Origin of the sequence: Neolewinella aquimaris (assembly GCF_014197245.1) — a bacterium.
Taxonomy (GTDB): Bacteria; Bacteroidota; Bacteroidia; order Chitinophagales; family Saprospiraceae; genus Neolewinella; species Neolewinella aquimaris.
In genome coordinates this window covers 327,469-352,000 of sequence record NZ_JACIFF010000002.1, presented here as the reverse complement: position 1 = coordinate 352,000, position 24,532 = coordinate 327,469, and the positions used below count along the sequence as shown (strand labels likewise).

Here is a 24,532-nt window from a genome sequence, read left to right as displayed (position 1 = left end):
TCGGCCCCTGTTATCTTTACCCCCCTATGTCTGCAACCGCTATTTACCTCGGTCTTGATTTGGGTACGACCTCCGCCAAAGTAGGTGCCTTCGACCGGGAGGGTGTCCTGGTGGCGGAATGCAGCGGAGACTATCCGCTCCTCCATCCCGAACCGGGGGCCGCGGTACAGGACGTCCGGGCAATTGTGGACGTAGCCGAATCGCTGCTTACCGGGATCATGACCGAGTTGCCGCACCCGCCCGCCGGTCTTGGCATCAGCTGCCCCATGCACGGTGTCCTGCTGCTGAATCAATCCGGCGAACCAACCGGTCCGGTCGTTACCTGGGCGGACGTTCGACCCCAGCAAGTGATGGACGAGTTTTCTCCGCTCCTGCGTTCCCGCCTCCTCCAACGAACGGGTACGCCCGTGCACCCTATGTCGCCGCTCGTCAAACTGCGGTGGATGAATCGCCACCGGCCGGAACTGCTGGAAGGCGCGGTGGCACTGTCCGACCTTAAGTCCTACCTCATCGACCGCTGGACCACGTGCGGCGCACTGCTCGACGAGCAGCTCGCCAGCGCAACCGGACTGCTGAACCTGGAGAGCCGGGACTGGGACAAAGAAGCGCTCCGCCTGGCCGGCGGCGACCGCGACCTTGCCCTCAAGCTTCCGACCGTCGTACCCGGCGATACCCTGCTCGAGTGGAAAGCGGAAGTGGCCGATCGAATGGGCGTGGCGGACCTGCCCCTCGTGATCGGCGGCTCCGACGGTTGCCTGGCCAATCTGGGAAGCGGAATTACGGAGCCCGGTCAGGTTTCGCTTACCGTCGGGACCAGCGGCGCCGTGCGGGTCACGCACCGGGGTAAACCGGCCAGGACGGATCACCAACTGTTCGACTACCTGCTGTTTGACGACTATGCGGTGCTCGGCGGAGCGACCAACAACGGAGGTAAAGTGCTGGAATGGACGTACGAGCTGCTACAGGCTCACTTCGACAGCATCGGCGATATGCTCGAAGCCGCTTCCGCTGCCCCGGATGCCGAATTGTACTTCCGGCCCTACCTCTTTGGGGAGCGCGCACCGATCTGGGACGCCCTCGCTACGGCCTCCTTTACGGGCTTACGCGGGCACCACACCGCTACGGACCTGGCCCGGGCCGTCCTGCTGGGAGTTACCGACAACATCGTCGAGATCCTGCGTCAGGTAGAGCAGGCGACCTGCCCCGCCGAAGTGATCTACGCCAGCGGTGGATTTACGCGTTCGGCGGGATGGTTGAAGTTGCTGGAAGAGCGCTCGGGCCGGCGGGTGGAGGTAGCCCAGACTCCCCAGGCCAGCGCCTACGGCGCCGCACTGATGGCCCGGCGCGCGCTAGAGAAACAGCCACAGGCCGAACGGCGGCAGCAGTAGCGCACCGTTGACCCAGGTCGCGTAAAAGTCTTCCCCCTGCCGGGCGTCGGTGATCCAGCCGATGGTGGCTCCGGCGAGGTACGCGAGGGCCAGGACACCCCCCTGCGGCAGCGGATAGTGCCAGAGGGATACGACCGCGCAACCCACCAACAGGGCAAGGGCAACATTCGCGTTCAACTTGGGGTGATTGCCCGCCAGAGTCCTGACGCCCTGCCGGCGATCGAGCACGACGTCGCGGGTATCGAAGAGCAGCGCGATGGCGAGCACGAAAGCTGCGCGGATCGCCCCTTCCACGTAATCGTGGCCACTGCCCATAATCGGGAAACAGTCCGTGATCAGGGTCCAGGCGAGGGCTACCCACACGACTTTGAGGTAGGCCAGGTCACGCAGGCGGGGTCCGCCGGGATAGAGGGGAATCAGGTAGAATCCGGTAAAGGGCAGGGCGATCAGTACCGGCCAGAAAGCCCGTAGGGGAAGTTGGGTTGCGATCGCCAGCGCGACCACAATACTTCCGACCCCGATGAGCACCGAGGCAGCGGGTTCGCGGGCCACGACCCGGTACCGGCGACCGGTGGGATGGCTGCCCGCCCGCCGGTAACTGAGCAGGCGGTGGAGGGTATACACCCCTAGCGTAGCGAAGAAAACGAAGTAGTGGGGCGCGCCCAACGAGACCTCCCCGCCGTTCAGGTAGGTCGATTGCCAACTGAGGGCCGTAGCCGCGAGCGCAATCCAGAAGTGCCCGTAAAAGAGCCAGTTGAAGACGGGACTGCACATACGGGTCGCTTACACTTCGAAGTAATTGAAGCTCATGCCATCCTCGATTTTGGTGAGTGTTTGGAGGATCAGCTCGATCACTCCTTCGACGTCTTCCTTAGCGGCCATTTCCACCGTGGTGTGCATGTACTTCAGGGGCAGGCTGATGAGTGCCGAGGGTACGCCGGCGTTGGAGTAGGCGAAGGCGTCGGTGTCCGTGCCGGTTGCGCGGCTGCTCGCCTCCCGCTGGATGTCGATCTCCTTTTCCTCCGCCGCGGCGATGATGAGGTTCAGCAGCTTGTTGTGGACGGCCGGGGCGTAGGTCACGCTGGGTCCCTTACCGGCCTTCACGTCGCCCACCTTTTTCTTGTCGAGCATGGGGGTGGAGGTATCGTGGGTTACGTCGGTCACGATCGCTACCTGGGGCTTGATGTGCTCGGCGATCATCTGGGCCCCACGCAGGCCTACCTCCTCCTGTACCGCATTGACGATGTAGAGGGAGTAGGGGAGGTCGACCTTTCGTTCGCGGATCAGCCGGGCCACCTGTGCGATGCAGTAGCCGCCCATTCGGTTGTCGAGGGCGCGGCCGCAGTAGTAGCGGTCGTTCATTACTTCCAGCTCGTCGGGGTAGGTGATTACGCTGCCCACGTGCACGCCCATTTCGAGCACCTCCTCCTTGTCCTTTGCCCCGATGTCGATGAAGATGTTTTCCAGCTTCGGCTGCAATTTGGCATCGTCGCCGCGGCGGGTGTGGATGGCCGGCCAGCCGAAGACGCCCCGCACGATCCCATTGTCTCCGTGGATGTTGACCCGCTTGGAGGGGGCAATGGTGTGGTCGCTCCCGCCGTTGCGAACTACGTACAGGTATCCGGCATCGGAGATGTAGTGAACGAACCAACTGATCTCGTCGGCGTGGCCCTCGATCACCACGCGGTAGTCGCGACCGGGATTGATCACCCCGTAGGTGGTGCCGTACACGTCCAGACCGACCTCATCGACGAAGGGGCGGATGTACTCCAGCCACAATTTTTGGCCGCTGCTCTCGAAACCCGTAGGTGAGGCATTGTTTAGGTAGCGGTAGAGAAAGGCCTCGGCGTCTTCGTTGAGGATAGGCATGTGGGGATAGTATTTGTTCATCGGGGCGGTCGAACGCCCGACAATGGAATAGGGGTGATCAGGGAATGGTCAGTGGGGGCGTCAATTGACGAAGGCGTCGCTCCAGGCCCGGGGATCCCGCCGCCAATCGGCCAGGGTGGCCGCTTCTTCCGCGGAGATTTGGCCGGATTGCTCCGCTTCCTCGAGCAGGGCGGCGTAATTGCTGATCGTCGTCAGTGGAATCTCGGCGTGTTGAAAGGCCCGGGTGGCGGACGGGAACTGGTAGGTAAAGATCGCCAGGGCACCGCCGATTTCGCCGCCGGCGGCCCGGAGCACTTCGGCGGCCTTAAGGCTGCTGCCCCCGGTGGAGATGAGGTCTTCCACCACAAGGTAGCGCCGTCCCGCCTCCAGGCGACCTTCGATCTGGTTTTTACGTCCGTGCTCCTTGGCGGAGCTGCGGATGTAGATGAAGGGTACTCGTAAGCGGTCGGCAACCAGGGCTCCGTGGGGGATACCGGCCGTTGCCACACCCGCTATGCCTTCAATGCTATCCATGGCACCCGCGGCCCCGGCAAGTGCGGAAACGATCTCGTTGCGGATTTCCGGGAAGGAAAGCAGCACCCGGTTGTCGCAGTAGATGGGGGAGCGCAGGCCGCTCGCCCAGGTGAACGGGGTTTGGGGTTGTAATTTGACGGCGCCGACTTCCAGCAGGCGACGGGCAATTTGCCTGGATGTGTCCATGCGTTGTAAATTTCGCGCCAATGTACGTAATCTATATTAACGACCGCCCCCTGACGCTGCGCGCGGAGGGTGAACCGGGTCGGTATCCCGACCAAGCCCCCGAAACCCACCTGACGGCCCGCTACTCCGGTAAACGCAAATCACTCCTCAACTACGCCGACACCCTCGAAAAGGGCAGTCAGAAGGTCACTTCGGTCGAATTGGTCGCAGCGGACGTCGAGGAGCTCTGGACCGATTTCCGTTCCCACTACAAATGGGTCGAAGCAGCCGGCGGAGTAGTGACCAACCTCGACAACCAGCGGCAACTCTTTATTTACCGGCGGGGCTTCTGGGATTTACCCAAGGGAAAGATCGACGACGGAGAGGATCGGGCCGCCGCCGCCCTGCGGGAAGTCGCGGAAGAAACCGGACTCCGGAATACCAAACTTGGCCAGGCCCTTCCCACTACCTACCACACCTACCGCGGGAACAAGCGACGGATCCTGAAACCGACCTACTGGTACGCCATGACGACCCGGCAAAAGGAACTCGTACCGGAGACCGGAGAAGACATTTTGCGGGCGGAATGGCGGCAGGTGGAGGAAGTGCTCGCCAGCGGCGATCCCCTGTACGAGAACCTGCGCGAACTCCTGCGACAAATCGAGCCGGAATAAGCCGGCGGCCGCAAATTTTCTATATTTGCCGCCCACTCACGACGTCTCTATGTACAACTTGATCCTATTTGGTCCCCCAGGCTCCGGTAAGGGTACCCAGGCCAGCTTGTTGGTTCAGAAATATAACTTTCTGCACATCAGCACCGGCGACATGTTCCGTGAGGAACTTAGTCGCAATACGCCCCTGGGCCAGGAAGCCAGGTCCTATATGGACAAGGGCCACCTCGTACCGGACGAGGTGACCATCGCCATGCTGCGCAAACGCGTGGAACAGCACCCCGACGTCACCGGCATCATCTTCGACGGTTTTCCGCGGACCGACCCCCAGGCTGCCGACCTGAACGACCTGATGCGGGAAAAAGGCGCCAAGATCAACGCCCTCATCCTGCTTGACGTCGACGCCGACACCGTCGTAAAACGAATCATCGGTCGGGCGGCCACCAGTGGCCGCGCCGACGACCTGAAGGAAGAGGTGATCCGCACCCGCTTCGAAAATTTCGTTAACTATACCACCCCGGTGTTTGACTTTTACCGGGATCTCGGACTCGCGCACCGCGTCGACGGCACGCGTTCCATTGCGGAAGTAGCGGAGGAGATCGACGCCCTCGTCGCCCCCGCCATCGAACAATAGCGCACACTTGCCGACCTTATCCGTTGGCCTAACCGTATGGCAAGAGCAAATTTCGTCGACTACGTAAAGATCAACCTGCAGTCCGGTAGCGGCGGGGCCGGTTCCAAGCACTTTTACCGTGCCAAGGGCATCCCCAAGGGCGGTCCCGACGGCGGCGACGGCGGTCGCGGCGGACACATCATCCTGCGCGGCAACCGCAACCTCTGGACCCTGCTCCAGTTCAAGTACAAAAAACACATCCGCGCCGGCCACGGTCAGCGGGGCAGTGAGAACAACCGCACCGGAGCGACCGGCGACGACGTGGTGCTCGACGTACCCCTGGGCACCATCGCCCGCGACGCCGAAACCGGCGAACAGCTCTTCGAGATCACCCACCACGACGAGGAGCGCATCATCATGCACGGCGGCCGCGGCGGGCTTGGCAACAGCCACTTCAAATCTTCAACCAACCAAAGCCCCGACTACGCCCAGCCGGGTGAGGAGGGCGGCGAAGGTTGGTACGTGCTGGAACTGAAGGTGCTGGCCGACGTCGGCCTGGTCGGCCTGCCCAACGTCGGGAAATCTACCCTGCTCTCCGTAGTCACCGCCGCCAAACCGGAAATTGCTAACTACGAGTTCACCACCATCGTTCCGAACATCGGGATGGTGCAGTACCGCGACGGAAAATCGTTCGCCATGGCCGATATTCCCGGGATCATCGAGGACGCTCACCTGGGCCGTGGACTGGGACACCGCTTCCTCCGCCACATCGAGCGCAACGCGACCCTGCTGTTCTGTATCCCCGCCGATGCCGACGACATTCGCGGACAGTACCGCATCCTGCTCAATGAGCTCGAACGGTACAACCCGGAACTTCTCGACAAACCCCGCGTCCTGGCCCTCACGCGGGCCGACATGGTGGACGAAGAGCTAAAGCGCCTGCGCGAGGGGGAGATCCCCACCGATCTGCCGAAATTATACGTGAGCGCCGTCACCGGCGAGGGGATCACCGCCCTCAAGGACTTGCTCTACGGCCTCATTATCGAGCGGCGGGAAGGCTACGACGGAGTTCAGTTCGCGATGGAGGAAGAATAAGATCCGAGAAGGTGAATTAGAGGAAGCGATCCAGCGGAGCACCCAGCAAATTCTGCAGGGTTGCCGTTGCGAGGTCGCGTGCGGCGATCGCCGACATCCCCCGCTGTAAATACATCGCTTCCAGGCGGGCCTGTGCCTGGTAATAGGATACCCGCAGGGCGGTCAGGATTCGGGCGTGCAGGGGGTCCTGGACGGCCCAGTCGTTCAGGTTTTCCCATACCGTGCTTTCCCAGGTGCGCGCGCGTGTCGCATCGGCAGCGGGTAGGGCGGCGGTGGCATTGAATAGTTCGTCACGCGCCTCGGCAAGTTCTTCTTCACGCACGGTATTGGTCATTCCCGCGGCCAGTTCATCGGCCACCGTGGTGACTACAGCTATTTCGGGCCAGCTCAGGAGCGTGCCGGTAGCAACGTCCTCGCTTGCTGCAAGGAGACGGTACTTGCGCAACTCGGGTAGTTTGTTCCAGGCTTCCTGGTAGGCGGAGCGCGTCCCTTCTCCGTAATAGCCGTCGATACTGCCGTCGTAGTAGCCCTTTTCCTTCAGTACCCGCTGCAGTTCCGCCGCCGAGTGTCGCTTCGTCTTTACGTCGATCGGGGGTAGGCCGGGTTGGGTGGCCGCCAGGTGGGGAGTGGCGGCGGGTGCCGGTGGGGGTTGGATTGCGACGGCTGTAGTGGCGGCTACGGTTTCGGTGGTATCCGGCGCCGGTGCGGGTGTAGGGGCGGGCGGGGGCGCGGGAGCAGTGGAAGCATCGGTAGCGGGGGAATCCGGTGACCCGATCTGGCGTAGTTCGATTGGGATCAGGGGCTTCTTGATTCCGGTTTCGAAGACCCCGATGGGGATCAGTTTGCCGGGAACTGCCGTTCTTACGAAAGCATCTCCGTAACCGAGGGTACGAATGCCGGCCAGGGCCTCGTTGGCGGCCTCTGCGTTGGGGTAGGGGCCAGTCAGTACTTTGGTCACCCCATCGCGGGCGTCGACGAATAATTTACCCGCACGCTCTAGCGAACGCCAGTCCAGCGAACGGCCCTTGCCCCGGAGGGCGATCTGTACGTAAGTTGCCGGCTCCGCCACTCCGGCGGGCAGGGCGAAGGGGGCGGCATTGCGAAAGCCCCGGGCCTGTAGCTGTTCGGTGACGGTGGCCGCCCGGTCGCGGGAGCTGTAATTTCCTAGGTAGACATCCGTTAGTTGTCCCTCCCGGGGCAGGCCGTACACAAAGCCCATTTCCTGTAGGTCCACAAAGTCGTCGGCTTTCACGTCCTGAAATGTGCCGATTCGGACATTAAAGATGTCCTGGGCGGTGAGCGCAGAACCGGAAAGCAGGAGCAGCAGCAGTAGCGGATAGAAAAACTTTAGCATGGGCGGAGTAGCTCGGGGGGTGGGGTGACTGAGGTTGGATATCAACGATCAAACTGACGGCCTGGTATCGGACCGGTAAGGTAACGACTTCTTACCCCCACCGGGTTTGCGCGGCGTGATTTTCTTGACGGGATGCTTGGTGGGAGACAAGGCGAACACAACTTTATCGGGCGGAATTCGTATTTTTAGCACAATCCCCAGCCAATGGCCCAGGTGACTAAGCCGGGGGCGAGAATACGGTATGAATAGAAAGAGCAACGACCAGCGCGAGACGGCGCTGATGGCCCTCGTGGCCAGGTACGAACGGGCGGCTCAGGGAGGTGATACCTTGTTTCTCGCGGAGGAAGAATTCGAGGAACTACTGGTGCATTACTTCGGGATTCACGATTACGATCAAACCCTCGAAGTAGCCGACCTGGCCATCAGCCAGCACAACTACACTCCCGACTTTTACAAGTGGAAAGCCCTGATCCACAAGATTAACCTGGAGGAGGAGGACGCGATGGCCACCCTCGAGCAGCTCAATATCTACGCCCCCAACGACGAGGAGGTGATGATGCTGCGCCTGGAAGTCTACGTCCACTTCGAACACCAGGAAGAAGCCCGGGCGGCCCTGGACCAGTTGTATAATGTAGTCGACCAGGACGAAAAGCTCAGTTTGCTGGCGTTCTTCGACGGCCTGCTCTGTATGCAGGAAAATCGCTTCCGCGAAAGCTTCGAAGCCCTGGCCGAAGCCATCCGCCTCGACCCCTACCAGGAACCCGCTTACGACGAGCTACTCAACGCGCCGGAGCTTTCCGCGATGCGGAAAGAGATCGGTAAACTGCTCAAACGGCAGGCCGATCGCGACCCCTTCAATGACCTGACCTGGTTCTATCTCGGACTCTGGTACGACGACGGAGGCAACGATATGGAAGCCCTGGAAGCGTTCGGCAACGCCCGGTCCCTCAACGACGCGAGGAGCGCCTACGACCTGGAGTACGCCGACAAGCTCTTCGATCTCGAAATGTACGAACCGGCCCTGACCGCGTACCAGGCTTACTTCGAGTCGGAGGAAGCGGAGGAAAGCTACGAAACCTGTATGCGCATCGGTCGCAGCCACCAGATGCTGGATGACTACACCAGCGCGAAGAAGTCGTACTTCCGAGCCCTGGAAATCGACCCCGAGATGTACGACATCTACCAGTACATCGCGGAGTGCTGCGTGGCCGAAGAGAAGTGGGGCGTAGCCGCCTACAATTACGGCAGGGCGGTGGAGCTTCCGAATCACACGGCCGATTGCTGGCTTGGTCTGGCGCTCTGCAGTTCGGCCACCAACTCGCCCCTCGATGCGGAACAGGCCTTTCTCAAGGCCATCGAGATGGACGAGCAGTTCAGTGACGCCTACATCTCCTACGCGCTCTTCCTGGTTGAACTTGGTCGGGAAGCCGACGCGCTTCAGCTCCTCGCCGATACGGCCACGGTGTACCGCGATAGTGCCCTGCTTTTTGGTACCGTAGCGATTCTGATGATCACCAGCCGGCGGCAGCAGGCCCTTGCCCTACTGAACGAGGGACTGGCGGAGTTCTACGAAGATCACGAACTCCTCTTCAACTGGCATCCCGATTTGGAGCAGGATCGCGACATCATGGCCCTACTGCACCTTCATAAGGATTAAGTATACCGCCGCGCCTAGCGCTACGGTGACGTTCATGGAGGTGTTCTGCCCGTACATCGGCAGGTGAACGGCCGCGTCGCAGAGGGCAAGCAGCTCCCCGGCTATTCCCGTAGATTCGCTCCCCGCCAGGAGCACGATCTCCCGGTCCGGCTCGGGTAAGTCCAGGTCGAACAACGATGTGCTCTGGTCCGTGATCTCAAGGGCGAGGATAAGCGCCCCGCTCTGCCGGGATCGAGCCAGGTAAGCAACCGGATCTTTGACGACCTCGTAGGGCACGCTTCGCTCCGTCGACCTGGCCGTCTTCCTGATGCCCGGTTGGGGTGGGGTAGGGGTAGTACCCGCAAGTAGGAGTTTGCTGACTCCAGCTGCATCGGCGAGTCGAAACACCGAACCGACATTCCGCGGATCCTTCCAGTCGACGCACAAGAGGGTGATCCGGTGTCGGCGAACTTCGTTCTCGATCTCGTGGTGTTCCAGCTGTCTGATCGCGGGTCCGCTTAGTTGAAGTCTACCAATTCGATGTCGAAGATAAGGTCCGAACTCGGGCAGATGTCTCCGGCTTGGTTCGCTCCGTATGCGAGGGAGGATGGGATGAAGAGGCGAATTTTACCACCCCTGCCAATTTTGGGGATACCCTGCTGCCACCCCTGAATAAGTCCGGAGAGCAGAAAGGTGCGCGGAGAGCCACTCGTCTGATCGAAGGTCTCGCCATTGGTGGTCTGACCGGTGTAGTTAACCGTAACGCTACTGGAGGTGGTCGGTTTTTCCGCGCCGCCCTCCGCTTCGATGATGTAGTACAGACCCAGGTCGCCCTCGGTAGCCATGATTCCGTTAGCGGTGATGTACTCCGTTATCGACTGGTCGCTCGCCAGGCAATCATCCTCTTTGCTACAACCCAAGGCTACAAATACCGGGACGAGTAGAAGGATCAGGCGGGGGAATGATTTCATGGGCTACTTAAATGGTGTGCAAAAATAGTCAAAAAATGATGGTACCCTTCCGCACATTCCGTCAACTGCCAGGGTTAAGACGGCAACAGAAATCAAAATATTCTGTGAAAAAGATTCTCACAACAAATAATTGTTCGTAATCTTGAACACAATTATATTTTCTTCGGTTACTAAAGCAAACGAATTAAGCGTATAAGATAAGGTGAGTGTATGTAAGCGGTCCGTCGGTTTTCCGGCGGGCCTTTTTTTATGCCCGGTATACAGATTAGAATTTCCGGAAGCCTGTAGCGGCCTTAGTAGCTGGTGGTTCGGGTATCTTTGGGACAGCATGGCGTCAACCTATCCGCACTCCGACCGAATCGGCTACTGTATTATCGTTGCGCTTCTCCCGTTCGCCTGTGCGGAGAACGATTCCCCGGCCATCACCCCAACCGATACCAACCATTCCGTGGCAGCACACGACGAAGCGAACTATCAGGACCTTTCCCTCAGCGACAGCGTACTGTACGACAAGGTGCTCGGAAGCTTAGTGGGGTCGGCCATTGGCGATGCGATGGGGGCACCGACGGAAATGTGGACGCAGGGCGACATCACGGATGAGTACGGCCACGTCGACAGCCTGGACCTCGTCCTGCGCGAACCCAGTCCCGAAGGCCCCTGGAACTACAACTTGCCCCCCGGAGCCGGTACCGACGACACCCGCTGGAAATCGCTGATGGTGGAATTTATGGTGGAAGAGCACGCGCAACGTGCGCCAAACGGCCCCTTGCTTCCCGGTGCCGGCCGCTTCAGCAAGTTCATCAACGGACGGTACTCCGCTAGTGTCGACGACCTGAAGGCCACCGAGGGGCTGGATCCCGAACCCCTGGAGGATGCCATGCGTCGCCTGACGTGGCTTCAGGAGTGGGCGAAGGTTACCCGGGCCTACGCCGCCCGCGACCTGGACGGTTACCGCAATGCCCTTTCGCGGTTTTACGGCGGTGAAATGTCCTGTGCCGGTATGCTATTCTCGCCGGTCCTGGGAGCTGCCTTTCCCGGCCGACCGGAGAAAGCGTACCGCGCTGCCTACGACCTTGCGCTCTTCGACCTAGGTTACGCCCGTGACATTGCGGGACTCACCGCGGCACTTACTTCAGCTGCCTTTACGCCCGGAGCCGGACCTGGTACGTTTGTCGACGTCATGCGGGAGGTGGATCCGGAGGGCTTCTTCCGCTCCCGCCTCATCGGTCGGATTGCCTACCAACAATTTCGTCAGGCACGCAGCATCGTCAGGACGGCGCGTCGGCTGACCCAGGAAGAGGTGCGCGCGATGAAATTCCGTATGCCGGATACCTATCCCTACGATAGCCTTACCTACGGGCGGATGCTTAAGGCCTATGAATTACTGGACCGCGCGAAGCAGGATGTCCCGTTTCACGCCGGTGAGATTCACCTTATCAATTTAACGGCCCTGCTGTTCTCGGGATATGAATTCGGCCCCGCCATGGAATTCGTCATCAACTACGGCCGGGACAACGATACGGTCGCTGCCGTCACCGGCGCGATCCTGGGAGCACTGCACGGGTACGGGGGACTGCCCGTTGACCAGCGTGAAATGGTCGTACGGGTCAACCGGGAAGTCCTCGACATTGACCTGGAAGCGCGGGCCGCTGACCTGACCGCGGCGATTCTCGCTCGCCGAAACCAGGTAGAATAACCGCGCTGCTAGCGACGGCTGTAATTCGGTGCCTCTTTCGTGATCGTGATGTTGTGGGGGTGGCTTTCCCGCATACCGGCTCCCGTGATGCGCACGAATTCGGCCGACTGTAATCCGTCGATGGTCGCCGCGCCACAGTAGCCCATACCGGCGCGCAGTCCGCCCAAATACTGATTGACGACCTCCGCCAGGCTTCCCTTGTAGGGAATCCGGCCCTCGATACCTTCCGGTACGAGCTTCTTCACGTCGTCTTCCACGTCCTGAAAATAGCGGTCCTTGCTGCCCTTGTTCATGGCGCCGAGTGAGCCCATGCCCCGGTACACCTTGAACTTGCGGCCGTCATAAAGGATGGTCTCCCCGGGACTTTCATCGACCCCCGCGAACAGGCTGCCGGCCATGATGGTGGATGCCCCGGCGGCGAGTGCCTTGACGATATCGCCGGAGTACCGGATACCACCGTCACCGATCACGGGAACACCGGTACCGCGCAGTGCCGCCGCCGCGTTGGAAATGGCGCTGAGTTGGGGTACCCCGACGCCGGCAACGATACGGGTGGTGCAGATGGACCCTGGGCCGACACCAACCTTCACACCGTCGGCACCGGCATCGGCAAGCGCCTTTGCGGCCGGTCCGGTAGCCACGTTGCCACCGATGATTTGTAGGTCGGGAAAGGCGTCTTTCGTACGTCTGACGGCTTCCAGTACACCCCGGCTGTGCCCGTGGGCCGTGTCGATGGTGATTACGTCGACGTTGACGTCGACCAGGGCCTGCACCCGCTCCAGCATGTCGCTGGTCACTCCGATGGCGCCGCCCACCACCAGCCGGCCGAAGCTATCCTTACAGGCGTTGGGGTAGTCCTGGACCTTGAGGATATCCTTATAGGTGATCAGACCTACCAGGATGTTGTGGTCGTCCACCACCGGCAGCTTTTCGATCTTGTGGCCCTGCAGGATTTGCTTGGCCTGTTCCAGGTTGGTGCCAACGGGCGCGGTGACTAGCCGTTCCGTCGTCATCACCTCGCTAATGGGCCGCTGGGAAGCCGTTTCAAACCGGAGATCGCGATTGGTCAGGATTCCTACCAATTCGTAGTGATCGTTGACGATTGGGATTCCGCCGATGTGGTATTTAGACATCAGATTCTTGGCGTCGGCCACCGTGGCATCGTGCTTGAGCGTTACCGGGTCGACGATCATCCCCGACTCCGATCGCTTTACCATGCGTACCTGTTCGGCCTGCTGCGCAATGGTCATATTCTTATGGACGATGCCGATACCTCCCTGCCGTGCGATCGCGATGGCCAGACGGCCGTCGGTCACGGTGTCCATTGCGGCGGAAACGATGGGGGCATTGAGGCGGAGACCGCGGGTAAGCTGGCTGGAAAGATCTACCTCGCGGGGCAGGACCTCGGAATAGGCGGGCAGCAGCAGTACGTCGTCAAAGGTCAAACCCTGGACGGAAAAGCGGTCGGGGTAGCTTTTGTTGTCTTCCATGCGCAAAGGTATGTAAAATGTATCGGCTTGCGACCGCGAAGTAGTCACTCCGGCGGGCAATTAGCCGTATCCGTCCAGTTAAAACCCCACAAATACCCGTACAGAACATATGTATTATTACCGGAGTTGCAGTTGTTGATCGCCTGATTATTGCACCAAACACCTTGAGTTATGACCACACAACATGATGTAGAAGAGCATGCGCCCGGCGGACGGGTCGTAGAACATTCTTCCGAGGCCGATACAAATAAGATAGCTCAGGAAATCACCGCTCGCGTAGAGCACTTTGCGCAACATCCGGCCGGTATCGATCAGCGTCTGGAAGAGTTGGACAAGGAGTGGGACGTCGAGCGTACCCTCGAAACCAACGCCTCTACGCTGGTACTAGCCGGTCTGGCGCTAAGCGAATTTGTCGACCGCCGCTGGCTTATCCTCTCCGGAGTCGTCGCCGGCTTCTTACTGCAACACGGTATCCAGGGTTGGTGCCCGCCCCTGTTCGTGCTCCGGCGAATGGGCTTTCGTACCTGCCGGGAAATTGAGTGGGAACGGGTTGCCCTGAAGGCCGTTCGCGGTGACTTTGCTGAACTAAGCGACATTCAAGACTCCCGTGAGCGCGCCCGGGCCGCACTCAAGCTTGCCGGCGACTGACCTAACGCTCGACTATCGCCAGGGTGGCCACACTAAGCCGCAACCCGGAGTGCGCTTCCAGTAGCGCGTTGCCCGAAAAGTCAAGCGTGGCCCCTGTAGTCAGCACATCGTCAACCAACAACAGGTGTTGATTGCTAAACTTTCCCCGCCCGGCAACGAAGGAGTCCCGCACGTTCTCCAGCCGTTCCAGTTTGGTCCGTCGCGTCTGGGACCCCTGAAAGTCCGTTCTTCGCAGCGCATCCGAAAATACTGGTTTGTTGAGGATAGCTCCGATTCCTTCAGCAATTGCCTCCGCCTGGTTGTACCCGCGCTCGTGCCGCCGTCGGTTGTGGATCGGAACGGGGACTATCCCGTGCAGGTCGTTCAGTCTGTCCGCCGTGCTTAACAGGTGGCCCAACCGCTCACCTAATTTCTTACCCACGTCGGGCCGGTTTTGGTATTTCATGGCGTGGATGAGTTGCTGACAGACGTTCCCCTCCCGGAAGGTGTATGCCGCTGCAGCATATTCCAGGGGTAGCCGCCCCGCCAGCCGATCCCTTACTTCGTTTTCCGGCTGTTTCCAGTGGTCGGTGACGGGCAGGTCGCTTTCGCAACGGAGGCAGAGCAGGGCGGTTGAATCGTCAACGGACCGGCTGCAGTTCAGGCAAACGTTAGGAAAGAACAGGCTCGTCAGGCCACGTACCCAGTGCGAGATCCCCATTAGTCCAGGTAGTACCACTTCCTTAGGAAACGCAGGCCGACCGATAATTCGATGTTGAAGTTGCGGATCGCCCGCTCTCCGATGCTGGTGTTGCCGCCGCCTCCGGGGTTGATGACGTTGCTGATCGTGCCCTGCTTGTACTGAAAACTCAGGTCGGGCTGTGCGCTGATTTCGACGAATCCGCCGATGGCCTCGCTCAGCGGAAAACTGGCTCCACCACCCACCGTCACTCCGTAAGTGAAGCGATTGATGAAGTCATAGGAGTCGATGGGAAAATTCAGTCCGTAGTTCACCCCCTGGCTGTTGCTCAGCTGGTCGTACTCGCTAAGGTTGGTGCTGAGGTTGTATTCCGCACGGAGGCCGAGCAGGTAATAGAGATCGGCCAGGCGGGCGTACTTGACCACTTGTTTTCCTCCGATGGCAACCGACAAATTATTGAACACGAAGCTGTTTGCCGGAAGCCTGATCTGGTTGCCCTGAAAGGTAAAGACCCGCTGCCGGCTGATCCGGCTGCCCCGCTGGTGGTACCCGGCCTGCCCCCAAAAGCTGAAGGTGCTGCGGGAAGGAATCGTCTCCAGGAACCCGTCGATGTGAAAGCCCGGATTCAGCTCGGTTTCAATGTTGGACCAGTCCTGACTGCCCAGGCTGAGCCCACCACGGACTCCGAAAAAATAGCCGCCCCAGTCTTCGCCGTAGGTGCCCGCTTCATCGATGAGCTGGGCGGTAAGGAACAGGGGGAAACAACTACAGAGCAGGAATAAAATACGGAGCATGGCGGTAAGTTACCTGATCCGCAATTGTTGGCCGACCGATATGTTGTTGCCGTTAAGTGCATTTAGGCGCTTGATCTCTTCGACGCTCACGCCGTACTTCCGGCTAATGGCATACAGAGTATCCCCCGCCTGCACGGCATGGTAGCCCGCCGCCGGCCGGTTGGGGGCAGTAGCAGGGGGAGTTACAACCGGTTGTTCGGGCGACACGATCGGGCGCGGATCGGGCTGGGGCGTGGGAGCGGTGGGAGGAATACGGGGTGTATTCGGTTCGCCCATATCGAGGAATCCATCGTCGTCGGGTTCGATTACCGAAGTGCCGGGAATGACGGGGCGGGTCGGACGATTGTTGGCACCGGAATTTTCCAGGCGGGGAGCCGTCCGTACCCGGCTCCCGCGCAACTTAACCTGCTCGCCGGTCGCGGGATCCGCCTGTTCGCCGATGCGGTTCCGCTTAGCAAGGTTTTTGATCCGCAGGCCGTACTGCTGGGCGATGTCGTAAAGGTCCTGTCCGGCCACTACGGTATGGTAGCGCTCGGGGCCCCGGTACGACCGGCGTTTTTTCTGCAAGAAGATGCGCTCCCGTGGGTCGACCAGCTGGTTCTCGCTGACCAGTTCCTCGTTGTATTCCAGCAGGCGGCGCACGCTTAGGTCGACCTTACGGGCCACTTCCTGCAGACTCACCGGAGCTTCGCTGATGAAGTAGCTGACGTCGTTCGTATTCAGGATGCCGGTGATGGCTTCCTCCACGGGAATTTCGATGTTGACGGGCGTACTGGCACTGGGACGATCGTACTGGTCCAGTTTGTGCCGCTCCACCAGGGAGATCAGCAGCTCCGGGTACCGGGGGTTGGTGGCGTAGCCCGATTTGCGCAATCCCTTCGCCCAGGCTTTGTAGTCGGTGGGTTCCAGACGAAAGAGAAAGCCGTAGCGGAAGCTCTTGCGGGGGTCGCGGAGAAACTCGGAGTGGGCTACGAAGCTTGCGTCCGCATTGCGGTACTGCCGGAAGCAGCTCTTGGTGAGCCGGCCGCGGTCGTCGTAATCATCGTCCTCCCGGTACACCTTATCGCCGTTCCAGTTGCTGCCGCACTTGATGCCGAAGTGGTTTTTGGCGGTGCGGGCCAGGTAACTGCGACCGGAATCGCTCTCCAGGATGCCCTGGGCCAACTTGATGCTGGCGGGTACGCCGGAGCGCTCCATTTCCTGCATGGCGATCTTTTTGTACCGCTCGATGTAGGCTTCCTGCTCGCTGGCTTCCTCCGCCGTCCAGACGATTGGAGCAGAATTAGCAAAAGTGGCAAAGGAAATAAATAGGAAAAGTCCGGTCAGTAGTTGTTCCATGGTAGTCTCAAATCGTACGTAGAAGTCTAACGGCTAATTTCCGGTCCTTCGTCGGATCACGCCACTATTTTTAGCTTTTTTTTAGATTTTGCCCGGCTCCTGCGCCCCCGCCCTACCTTCGCCCCCTATGCCTATCCAAGTAAATTCCGAAATTTCGCCCCTCCGCCGGGTCATCGTACACCGCCCCGATGCGGGTACGGCCACTATTACACCGCGCCGGGCGGAAGAGTTGCTCTTCGACGACATCGTCTACCTGCCCCGCCTGCAGGAGGAACACGATGTATTTACGTCCATTCTGCGTGCTTTCCTGGGCAAAGATGGCGTCCTGGAGATCGGTACCCTGGTCGCCGAAGCCATTGCCGCCTCACCGGAAACGACCGCCGAGACGCTCGATCTGATCATCAATTTTGAGGAGCTTCCGCACAGTTACGCCGAAAAGCTGGCCGAACTCTCTCCGGTCGAACTCGCCGACGTGTTGATCACGGGATACATCGCCGCCACGGACCGCGTGCTGTTCGACCCCATCCCGAATTTCATCTTCACCCGCGATATCGCCGTCACGATCAACGACCACATCCTGGTGACCAAGGCCGCCAAGCAGGCCCGGAGCCGCGAAAACTTCCTCACCCGCCTCGTTATTCTGGCCCACCCCATGTTTGCCAAAATGTGGGAGGAGGGACGCGTGATCAACCTCAACGACGTCGATGCCTTCCCGCCTAGCAAGCTGGGGGAAAAAGTGTTCATGGAGGGGGGCGACGTGATGCTGCTCAACCGCGACTACCTCCTCATCGGCGACAGCGAGCGGTCGAACACCTACAGCATTCGTAAGCTGGCCGAACGACTATTTATGCAGGGAGTGGTGAAAAACGTCGTACGGGTAAGCGTTCCCGCCGAGCGCAGTTTCATGCACCTCGATACCATCTTTACCCAGATCGATGTCCACGACTACGTTTGCTACCAGCCCATCATTGCGGAGGGCGGCCGACAGGCCGGCGTGGAAGTGTGGCGGAGCGAGGGAGAAACCACTTACTATCCCAGCCTGAAGGAATGTATCCTCGGCGAGATCGACCCCGACGCCAATTTTATCTCCGCCGGCAACGGCCGCAGTCCCTTTCAGGAACGCGAACAGTGGACCGACGGCTGCAACCTCGTCGCCCTGGCCCCGGGAATCGCCCTCACCTACGACCGCAACCCAGTTACCGCCGAAGCCCTGGCCCACAATGGGTACGACATTATTGAAGCCCAGCGGCTACTCGATCGCATCAATGCGGGAGAAACCGATGTTAGTACCCTGACCAAGACCATCATTACCCTGCCCAGCGCCGAACTCAGCCGGGGGCGGGGCGGTAGTCACTGCATGACCTGCCCGGTAGAGCGCGGGTAAACCTTTGCCATGTTCCGATACCTCGTTCTTTTAGTGTTGCTAACGCAACGGATGGCGGCCCAGTCCGACACCCTCTACACCCTGCCCGATGCTACCGTGGTGGGCTTCCGCGACCAGTTGCCCGTACAGCGGGTAGCGGCCAGCATCAGTACGCTGGACCGGACGGAGTTGCGGCAGTTTCCTGCCAACGATTTGTTGCCGGCAATGAACCGTCTGCCCGGCGTCCGTTTCGAGGAGCGCGCACCGGGCAGCTACCGCATCAGCGTACGGGGCAGTACCCTGCGCAGCCCCTTCGGCGTCCGCAACATCAAGGTGTACTGGAACGGCATCCCCATCACGGAGCCCGGGGGAGACACCCAGCTTAACTTCCTGGACATCAGTAATATCGACCGGGTGGAGCTCATCCGCGGACCGGCCAGTAGCCTCTACGGGGCGGGCACGGCGGGCACCCTGATGCTGTCGACGGATACACTGGGAAGTCCCGTTTCGACCGAAATATCCGGTGGCTCCTTCGGTTTTTTTCGGGCGGGGGCGCAGGTGCAATGGCCGGCGGGGAAAGCAGCGCAAGTCACGGGCGGAGCGCAGTACCAGCTCCGGGTCGCCCACCAGCAGACCGACGGCTACCGGGAGCACAGTTCCCTACGGCGGCAAACCGTACAGGCATCCACCCGGTGGAGCAGCGCTTCGGGCCGTGATTGGTCTTTGCACGCACTCTACACCCGCCTTGGCTACGACCTGCCCGGCGGACTCAACGCCGAGCAGTACGCCGACGACCTCCGGCAGGCCCGGCCCGGAAGCGAAGAAACGAATGCCAGCATCAACTACGACAACCTCCTGCTCGGCCTGACCCAGAACTGGACGAAGGGCCGGTGGACCAACAGCACGACCCTCTACGGCACCGGCTTCTACTTCGATCACCCCTTCAACTTCGACTACAAACGGGAAACCAACCTGGGCGTCGGCGGCCGCACGGCGTTTGATTATACCCTGCCCCTAAATTCCTCCGTGCTAAAGTTGACCCTCGGTGCCGAAGATCAGCTGCAGTACCGCATGGCCAACAACTTCGGTAACGATGCCGGGCAACCGTCCGAGCTGAACTTCAGTGACGAAGTACTCAGCAAGCAGCGGGTGGTGTTCCTCCAGGCCAGTCAGAATTTCGCCGATTGGCGCTTCACCGCGGGGGTCAGCCTTAACAACCTCAGCTACCGCGTCGACCGCACCTTCGACTCAGATGGCAATACCGGCATTACCGAAAGCGACATTCGGGGGGTGGTAAGTCCCCGAATCTCTGCCCTGCGGGATTTTGGCAGGTGGAGCGTGTACGGAAGCATCAGCAGCGGGTTCAGTCCGCCGACCCTCGACGAATTCAGGACCAACGAGGGCAGCATCAACACCGCCCTTCGACCGGAACGGGGCATAACTTACGAGTTGGGCACCAAGGGCAGGCGCGGTCCACTGACCTACGACCTGAGCTTGTTCTACCTACGCCTCGATGAAACCATCAGTACCTACTCCGACGAGCGCGGTACCACCCTGTTCCGCAACGCTGGCAATACGGATCAACGCGGGTTGGAGCTTGCCCTGGACTACGCCGTCCGCTCCTGGCTCGACCTTTACGCCAGCTACACCTACCACGATTTCAGTTACGGCAACTACTCGCGAGCCGGTGAGGACTACTCCGGCAACCGACTGCCCGGCACCGCTCCGCACACCGTAAATCTGGAAGCCCGACTCGCTTTTCCCGCCGGTTTCTACCTGGTCCTTACCGAAAACTATACCGATGCCATCCCCCTTAACGACGCCAACGTCGTATACGGCGATGCCTACCACCTGGTTCGTGGCCGGGCAGGGTGGCGCGGTAGGCTGGGCAGGACGAGTGCTGACCTATACTTCGGCGGCAGCAATCTACTGGACGCACGCATGAGTTTCGGCAACGACCTGAATCCGCAATTCGGGGGGCGCTACTACCAACCGGCACCGGGACGAAACTGGTTTATCGGGATTGCCGTCACGCCCTAGGCTGGTATTTGCCATTTCCCGGCCCCGGCGTACCTTCCGCCATGCGCTACCTATTCCTGTCCCTTTTCCTGTCGATGATCTGTGCCTGCTCCACCCCCGGCGGCGTAACCCAATCATCCGCTGAGGAGCAGACCTTCCTGCTCGGCACCTACGACGAACCCGGAGTTCACGAACCCGGTATCTACCGGTTCTCCCTGGCGGCGGACGGCCGTCTGACCAATCTGGGCAGGGTAGTGGAGGCGGAAAATCCCAGCTTCCTTTCCTATAATAAGGACCGCTCGGTACTGGTTTCGGTAGAGCAAGTTTCGGAAGGACCGGGTAGGGTGGTTTCCTTCGCGGTGCGGGGCGATGAACTGCAGGCCATTAACCGACAGACTTCCGGAGGAAACGGAGCCTGCCACATCAACGTCAGCCAGGACGACTACGTCATGGTTGCCAACTACGGCGGGGGCAACGTTGAATTGCTCAAACTGGACGGGACGGGCCGCTTGTCCGAGCCCCTCGATCTGCAGGACCACCGACAGCGGGGCGGCGAGACGCCCCACGCCCACTCTTCCTACTTCCTCAACGACGGTTCCGAGGTGCTCTGCGTCGACCTGGGCACGGATGAAGTGTGGCACTACCGGCTCGATAAGCAAGCAGGAAAACTTCGGCCCGCCACTCCACCTGCGGTAAAAATGGAAGATGGTGCCGGCCCCCGCCACCTGACCGTTCACCCCGGCGGAAAGTGGATCTACGTCATCAATGAACTGAACAGCACGGTGACCCAGTTGAGCCGCACCGGTGACGCGCTGACGGTAGTCGACAGCTGGTCTACGTTACCCGAAGACTTTACCGGAGAAAACTTCTGTGCCGACATCCACGTCAGTAGCGACGGTCGGTTCCTGTACGGATCAAATAGGGGCCACAACAGCATTGTAGCCTACCGGGTTGACGCGCGTACCGGTGCCCTCACTGCCCTGGAGCACGAGTCCGTCGCCGGAGACTGGCCGCGAAATTTTGCGCTGTCGCCCCGCGAGGATTACCTCCTGGTGGCAAACCAGCGATCCAAAAATATCACGACGTTGAAGCGAAACATAAAAACGGGTATGCTCGACTTCGTCACTTCGACTCCGGCGCCCATACCCGTCTGTATCCTGTTCTGATCGGCTACTTTTTCTCGGCCACCTGTTTCTTGGCGGCTTTCTTCTTCGCCGGGGCCTTATACCGGAAGATCATGGTCGTCAGGGGGGGGAGCGTCAGTTCAATATGGTTAGGCCGGCCGTTCCATTCGCTGGGGGCTGATTTCGTTGCTTTGATCGTATAATTTCCGGTGCCTCCGTACTGCTCGTCGTCGCTGTTGATCACGGGCTCGTAGGTGCCTTCAAAGGGTACACCGACCCGGTAATTGTTGCGAACGGTTGGGGTGAAGTTGTGGATGATTGCCACGACATCCTGCTCATCCTTACCGCGCCGCAGGTAGCTCAGTACGCTGTGCTGGTGGTCACCTATGTCGATCCATTCGAATCCCTTGGGGTCGTAGGCATATTCGTAAAGGGCGGTGGTGTCGCGGTAGATCGCGTTCAGATCGGCTACAAATTGCTGCAGGGTGGCGTGGGGTTTATACTGGGTGAGGCTCCAGTCGATTCCCCGCTCGATGCTCCACTCTGTGGTCTGGCCGAATTCGCCGCCCATGAAGTTGAGTTTGCTGCCCGGATGGGTCATCATGTAACCGTACAGCAGGCGCATATTGGCGAATCGCTGCCATTCATCACCGGGCATGCGGTCGATCAGGGGCCCCTTCCCGTGCACCACTTCGTCGTGGCTCAGCGGCAACATGAAGTTTTCGCTGAAGGCGTACACCAGCGAGAAGGTAAGCTCACCGTGGTGGTAGCTGCGGTGAACGGGATCATTGTTGAAGTAATTCAGGGTATCGTGCATCCAGCCCATCATCCATTTCTGTCCGAAGCCCAGTCCGCCGACGTAGGTTGGCCGACTTACGCCACTGAACGCAGTGCTTTCTTCGGCAATGGTCATGGTGTCGGGAAAATCGCGGTAGACGGCCTCGTTAAATTCCCGGATGAAGTCGATGGCTTCCAGGTTTTCGTTGCCCCCGTACTGGTTGGGGATCCATTCGCCGGCCTTGCGGCTGTAATCGAGGTAGAGCATCGAGGCCACTGCATCGACCCGCAGTCCGTCGATGTGGTAACGGTCGAGCCAGAACAGGGCGTTGGAGATGAGGAACGAGCGCACCTCATTGCGGCCGTAGTTGAAGATGGCACTCTTCCAGTCGGGGTGAAATCCCTTGCGGGGGTCGGCGTGATCGTAGAGGTGGGTGCCGTCGAACTGCGCCAGGCCGTGGGCATCGTTGGGGAAGTGGCTGGGTACCCAGTCGAGGATGATGCCGATGCCCGCCGCGTGCAGTTTATCGACGAGGTACATGAAGTCCTGGGGCCCGCCAAAACGGCTCGAAGGAGCGAAGTATCCCGTGATCTGGTATCCCCAACTCGGAAAGTAGGGGTGCTCCATGACGGGCAGGAACTCCACGTGGGTGTAGTTCATCTTCTTCACGTAGTCGACCAGGTCGGTAGCGAGTTCGCGGTAGGAGAGGCTCTCGTTTTTCTCGTTTTTCTTCCAGCTGCCCAGGTGGACTTCGTAAACGGAGTAGGGGCGATCGATACCGTTGTGCTGGTACCTGTTCTTCATCCAGTCGCCGTCTTCCCACTCGTAGTAAGTATCCCAGACGATACTGGCGGTTTTCGGAGGTGTCTCCCAGAGGCGGGCGTAGGGATCGCCCTTTTCCAGTTGATCGCCGTTCTGGCTCTCGACGGCATACTTGTACACCGTACCACTTTCGACTCCTTCGATGAACCCCTCATAAATACCACTGCTGTCCCAGCGAGCCTGGAGGGGGTGGCTGCTCCGATTCCATCCGTTGAAATCACCGATCACTCCCACTGACTTGGCACTCGGGGCCCAAACGGCAAAGTAGGTGCCGCGCTTACCGTCGACCTCGATGACGTGGCTACCGAGCTTGTCGTAGATCCGGAAATTCTTTCCGGCGCGGAACAGGTTGATGTCGTAATCGGTAAAGAGCGAGTGTGGGGTAACGGTAGAAGGCACAGGCAATAGCTTTTAATGGTGATTGTCCAATATATGTCAGGTAACACCAAAGGGGGGTGGATGTTAACAATGGGGTGGGCTAATACAAATAGGCTTCCCCCGCACTCGCGGGGGAAGCCTATCGGGTTACCGTGTGGTCGTATGAAGGTAGAAAAGAAGGGTGTGCTACCGCTTTCCTCCCTTCAGCTCATCCTGCAGCTTCTTCAGCTCGTCCGTCTTTCCATCGGCGGCGAGTTTGGCCTGCTCCTGCCAGGTGTCGTGCTTCGCCAGGCGGAAACGGGCTCCGGCCTTCTGGATCACGTCGGCGAGCTTCTTTTCGTCGGCGGCGGCCAGGTCGGAGAAGCTCTTGATGCCGGCTTCGTTGAGCAGACCGGCGATCTTAGGACCGATGCCCTCAATCTTCTTCAGGTCGTCGCCCTTCGTCTTGGCGGCCGTCTTCTTAGCGGCGGTTTTCTTGGGGGCGGCGGCCTTTTTGGTCTTGGCGGCGGCCGTGGGCTTGTCCTGGGGCGTCACGACGGGCTTGCTGGCGGGAGCGGATTCGGCGGCCTGGATGGTCGTGTCCTTTTTTGCGGTTTTCTTAGCTGCGGCCTTCTTCGGCGTACCCTTGGCTTCCTTCTGTACCTGCTCCAGGGAGAAGCAGCAATTCGTGGATCCGTGACCGCTGTCGGTGTAGGCTTCGGCGCTGTCGTCGTTGGCCCAGTGGTGGCCGTCTACGAGGTAGCGGAACTGGTAATGGCCGGCGGGCAGTTCAGTGTTTCCGGTGTAGGATCCCTTGCTCGCTTTGAGTTTCAGGCCCTGCTCCCAGTTCCAATCGTTGAAGTTTCCGAGCACCCTTACGTCGCGGCTTTCGCCGACGCGCTCCTGGGGCAGTTCGAAGCTTACCTTGTACTGCTCCTTAGACTTTACGTAGGTGGACTTAATCATGGTAGTGTGTGTATTTCGTACAAAATTATGGTGATACACCCTGAACGTCAAAGCATTGGGCGGGTACGTAGGTGCAATGATTCAACGTGTCCGGTGGTAATTGGTTTACAGACCTAATTTGCTGTGTTCTATTTGCCCAATACGAACGAAATACTAGGCAGG

Annotated in this window: 22 protein-coding genes; 10 read left to right on the top strand and 12 right to left on the bottom strand. The window is 59.9% G+C overall.

Features of this window, described 5'->3' with window-relative positions:
- Positions 1 to 26: 26 nt before the first annotated feature.
- Positions 27 to 1,388, top strand: a complete 1,362-nt coding sequence (locus GGR28_RS06050) for a gluconokinase (protein WP_183494846.1) — start codon at positions 27 to 29, stop codon at positions 1,386 to 1,388.
- Here the strand turns inward: GGR28_RS06050 and GGR28_RS06045 are convergent.
- The 3 genes from GGR28_RS06045 to pyrE all read right to left on the bottom strand — a co-directional run bounded on the left by GGR28_RS06045 (position 1,350) and on the right by pyrE (position 3,977).
- Positions 1,350 to 2,162 (bottom strand): UbiA prenyltransferase family protein, encoded by an 813-nt coding sequence (locus GGR28_RS06045; RefSeq protein WP_183494845.1) that lies wholly within the window; start codon positions 2,160 to 2,162, stop codon positions 1,350 to 1,352. The genes GGR28_RS06050 and GGR28_RS06045 overlap by 39 nt on opposite strands.
- Positions 2,163 to 2,171: 9 nt before the next feature.
- Entirely contained in the window at positions 2,172 to 3,257 is a 1,086-nt protein-coding gene (locus GGR28_RS06040) for a M20/M25/M40 family metallo-hydrolase (protein WP_183494844.1), read from the bottom strand.
- Positions 3,258 to 3,338: 81 nt separating this feature from the next.
- Positions 3,339 to 3,977, bottom strand: a complete 639-nt coding sequence (pyrE, locus tag GGR28_RS06035; protein ID WP_183494843.1) for an orotate phosphoribosyltransferase — start codon at positions 3,975 to 3,977, stop codon at positions 3,339 to 3,341.
- Positions 3,978 to 3,997: 20 nt separating this feature from the next.
- On the opposite strand from pyrE, the gene GGR28_RS06030 reads away from it, so the two are divergent.
- Genes GGR28_RS06030 through obgE form a run of 3 tightly spaced genes read left to right on the top strand, consistent with a single transcriptional unit; the run spans position 3,998 to position 6,335 of the window.
- Positions 3,998 to 4,630, top strand: coding sequence for an NUDIX hydrolase (locus GGR28_RS06030; protein ID WP_183494842.1), 633 nt, complete (start codon positions 3,998 to 4,000; stop codon positions 4,628 to 4,630).
- Between the two features lie 49 nt (positions 4,631 to 4,679).
- Positions 4,680 to 5,261: an adenylate kinase gene (locus tag GGR28_RS06025; protein ID WP_183494841.1), complete on the top strand. Its 582-nt coding sequence runs from the start codon at positions 4,680 to 4,682 to the stop codon at positions 5,259 to 5,261.
- A 36-nt stretch (positions 5,262 to 5,297) separates the two neighbouring features.
- The gene (gene obgE, locus GGR28_RS06020; RefSeq protein ID WP_183494840.1) at positions 5,298 to 6,335 is read left to right on the top strand and encodes a GTPase ObgE; all 1,038 of its coding nucleotides are present in this window, start codon (positions 5,298 to 5,300) and stop codon (positions 6,333 to 6,335) included.
- Between the two features lie 16 nt (positions 6,336 to 6,351).
- Here the strand turns inward: obgE and GGR28_RS06015 are convergent, their stop codons facing one another.
- Positions 6,352 to 7,689 (bottom strand): peptidoglycan-binding domain-containing protein, encoded by a 1,338-nt coding sequence (locus tag GGR28_RS06015; protein ID WP_183494839.1) that lies wholly within the window; start codon positions 7,687 to 7,689, stop codon positions 6,352 to 6,354.
- Positions 7,690 to 7,930: 241 nt separating this feature from the next.
- On the opposite strand from GGR28_RS06015, the gene GGR28_RS06010 reads away from it, so the two are divergent.
- Complete coding sequence (locus tag GGR28_RS06010; RefSeq protein ID WP_183494838.1) at positions 7,931 to 9,346, top strand: hypothetical protein; 1,416 nt, start codon at positions 7,931 to 7,933, stop codon at positions 9,344 to 9,346.
- Here the strand turns inward: GGR28_RS06010 and GGR28_RS06005 are convergent.
- Positions 9,323 to 9,772 carry a TrmH family RNA methyltransferase gene (locus GGR28_RS06005; protein ID WP_183494837.1) on the bottom strand — a complete coding sequence of 150 codons (450 nt, stop codon included), beginning with the start codon at positions 9,770 to 9,772 and terminating at the stop codon, positions 9,323 to 9,325. The genes GGR28_RS06010 and GGR28_RS06005 overlap by 24 nt on opposite strands.
- Positions 9,773 to 9,843: 71 nt before the next feature.
- A complete protein-coding gene (locus GGR28_RS06000; RefSeq protein ID WP_183494836.1) occupies positions 9,844 to 10,296 on the bottom strand; it encodes an FKBP-type peptidyl-prolyl cis-trans isomerase in 453 nt (150 codons plus the stop codon).
- 328 nt (positions 10,297 to 10,624) lie between these two features.
- Here GGR28_RS06000 and GGR28_RS05995 point away from each other — a divergent pair, with 328 nt between their 5' ends.
- A complete protein-coding gene (locus GGR28_RS05995) occupies positions 10,625 to 11,992 on the top strand; it encodes an ADP-ribosylglycohydrolase family protein (RefSeq protein WP_183494835.1) in 1,368 nt (455 codons plus the stop codon).
- An 8-nt stretch (positions 11,993 to 12,000) separates the two neighbouring features.
- On the opposite strand, the gene guaB is transcribed toward GGR28_RS05995, so the two are convergent.
- Entirely contained in the window at positions 12,001 to 13,482 is a 1,482-nt protein-coding gene (gene guaB, locus GGR28_RS05990; RefSeq protein ID WP_183494834.1) for an IMP dehydrogenase, read from the bottom strand.
- A 171-nt stretch (positions 13,483 to 13,653) separates the two neighbouring features.
- Between guaB and GGR28_RS05985 the strand changes: the two genes are divergently transcribed.
- Positions 13,654 to 14,130: a DUF2892 domain-containing protein gene (locus GGR28_RS05985; RefSeq protein WP_183494833.1), complete on the top strand. Its 477-nt coding sequence runs from the start codon at positions 13,654 to 13,656 to the stop codon at positions 14,128 to 14,130.
- A 1-nt stretch (position 14,131) separates the two neighbouring features.
- On the opposite strand, the gene GGR28_RS05980 is transcribed toward GGR28_RS05985, so the two are convergent.
- From GGR28_RS05980 to GGR28_RS05970, 3 genes are read right to left on the bottom strand one after another with little or no spacing between them, the layout of a single operon-like run.
- Complete coding sequence (locus GGR28_RS05980) at positions 14,132 to 14,830, bottom strand: ComF family protein (protein WP_183494832.1); 699 nt, start codon at positions 14,828 to 14,830, stop codon at positions 14,132 to 14,134.
- Positions 14,830 to 15,603, bottom strand: coding sequence for a hypothetical protein (locus GGR28_RS05975; RefSeq protein WP_183494831.1), 774 nt, complete (start codon positions 15,601 to 15,603; stop codon positions 14,830 to 14,832). Before GGR28_RS05975 ends, GGR28_RS05980 begins: the two co-directional genes overlap by 1 nt.
- A 9-nt stretch (positions 15,604 to 15,612) precedes the next feature.
- A complete protein-coding gene (locus GGR28_RS05970; RefSeq protein ID WP_183494830.1) occupies positions 15,613 to 16,941 on the bottom strand; it encodes a glucosaminidase domain-containing protein in 1,329 nt (442 codons plus the stop codon).
- A 127-nt stretch (positions 16,942 to 17,068) separates the two neighbouring features.
- Here GGR28_RS05970 and GGR28_RS05965 point away from each other — a divergent pair, with 127 nt between their 5' ends.
- Genes GGR28_RS05965 through GGR28_RS05955 form a run of 3 tightly spaced genes read left to right on the top strand, consistent with a single transcriptional unit; the run spans position 17,069 to position 21,489 of the window.
- A complete protein-coding gene (locus GGR28_RS05965) occupies positions 17,069 to 18,325 on the top strand; it encodes an arginine deiminase family protein (protein WP_183494829.1) in 1,257 nt (418 codons plus the stop codon).
- 9 nt (positions 18,326 to 18,334) lie between these two features.
- Positions 18,335 to 20,344, top strand: coding sequence for a TonB-dependent receptor family protein (locus GGR28_RS05960; protein WP_183494828.1), 2,010 nt, complete (start codon positions 18,335 to 18,337; stop codon positions 20,342 to 20,344).
- A gap of 41 nt (positions 20,345 to 20,385) precedes the next feature.
- Positions 20,386 to 21,489, top strand: coding sequence for a lactonase family protein (locus tag GGR28_RS05955; protein WP_183494827.1), 1,104 nt, complete (start codon positions 20,386 to 20,388; stop codon positions 21,487 to 21,489).
- A gap of 4 nt (positions 21,490 to 21,493) precedes the next feature.
- Here GGR28_RS05955 and glgB read toward each other — a convergent pair whose 3' ends face one another.
- Positions 21,494 to 23,446 carry a 1,4-alpha-glucan branching protein GlgB gene (gene glgB, locus GGR28_RS05950; protein ID WP_183494826.1) on the bottom strand — a complete coding sequence of 651 codons (1,953 nt, stop codon included), beginning with the start codon at positions 23,444 to 23,446 and terminating at the stop codon, positions 21,494 to 21,496.
- A 165-nt stretch (positions 23,447 to 23,611) separates the two neighbouring features.
- On the bottom strand, positions 23,612 to 24,370 hold the full coding sequence (locus tag GGR28_RS05945) for a helix-hairpin-helix domain-containing protein (protein ID WP_221233812.1): 759 nt from the start codon (positions 24,368 to 24,370) through the stop codon (positions 23,612 to 23,614).
- Positions 24,371 to 24,532: the final 162 nt, after the last annotated feature.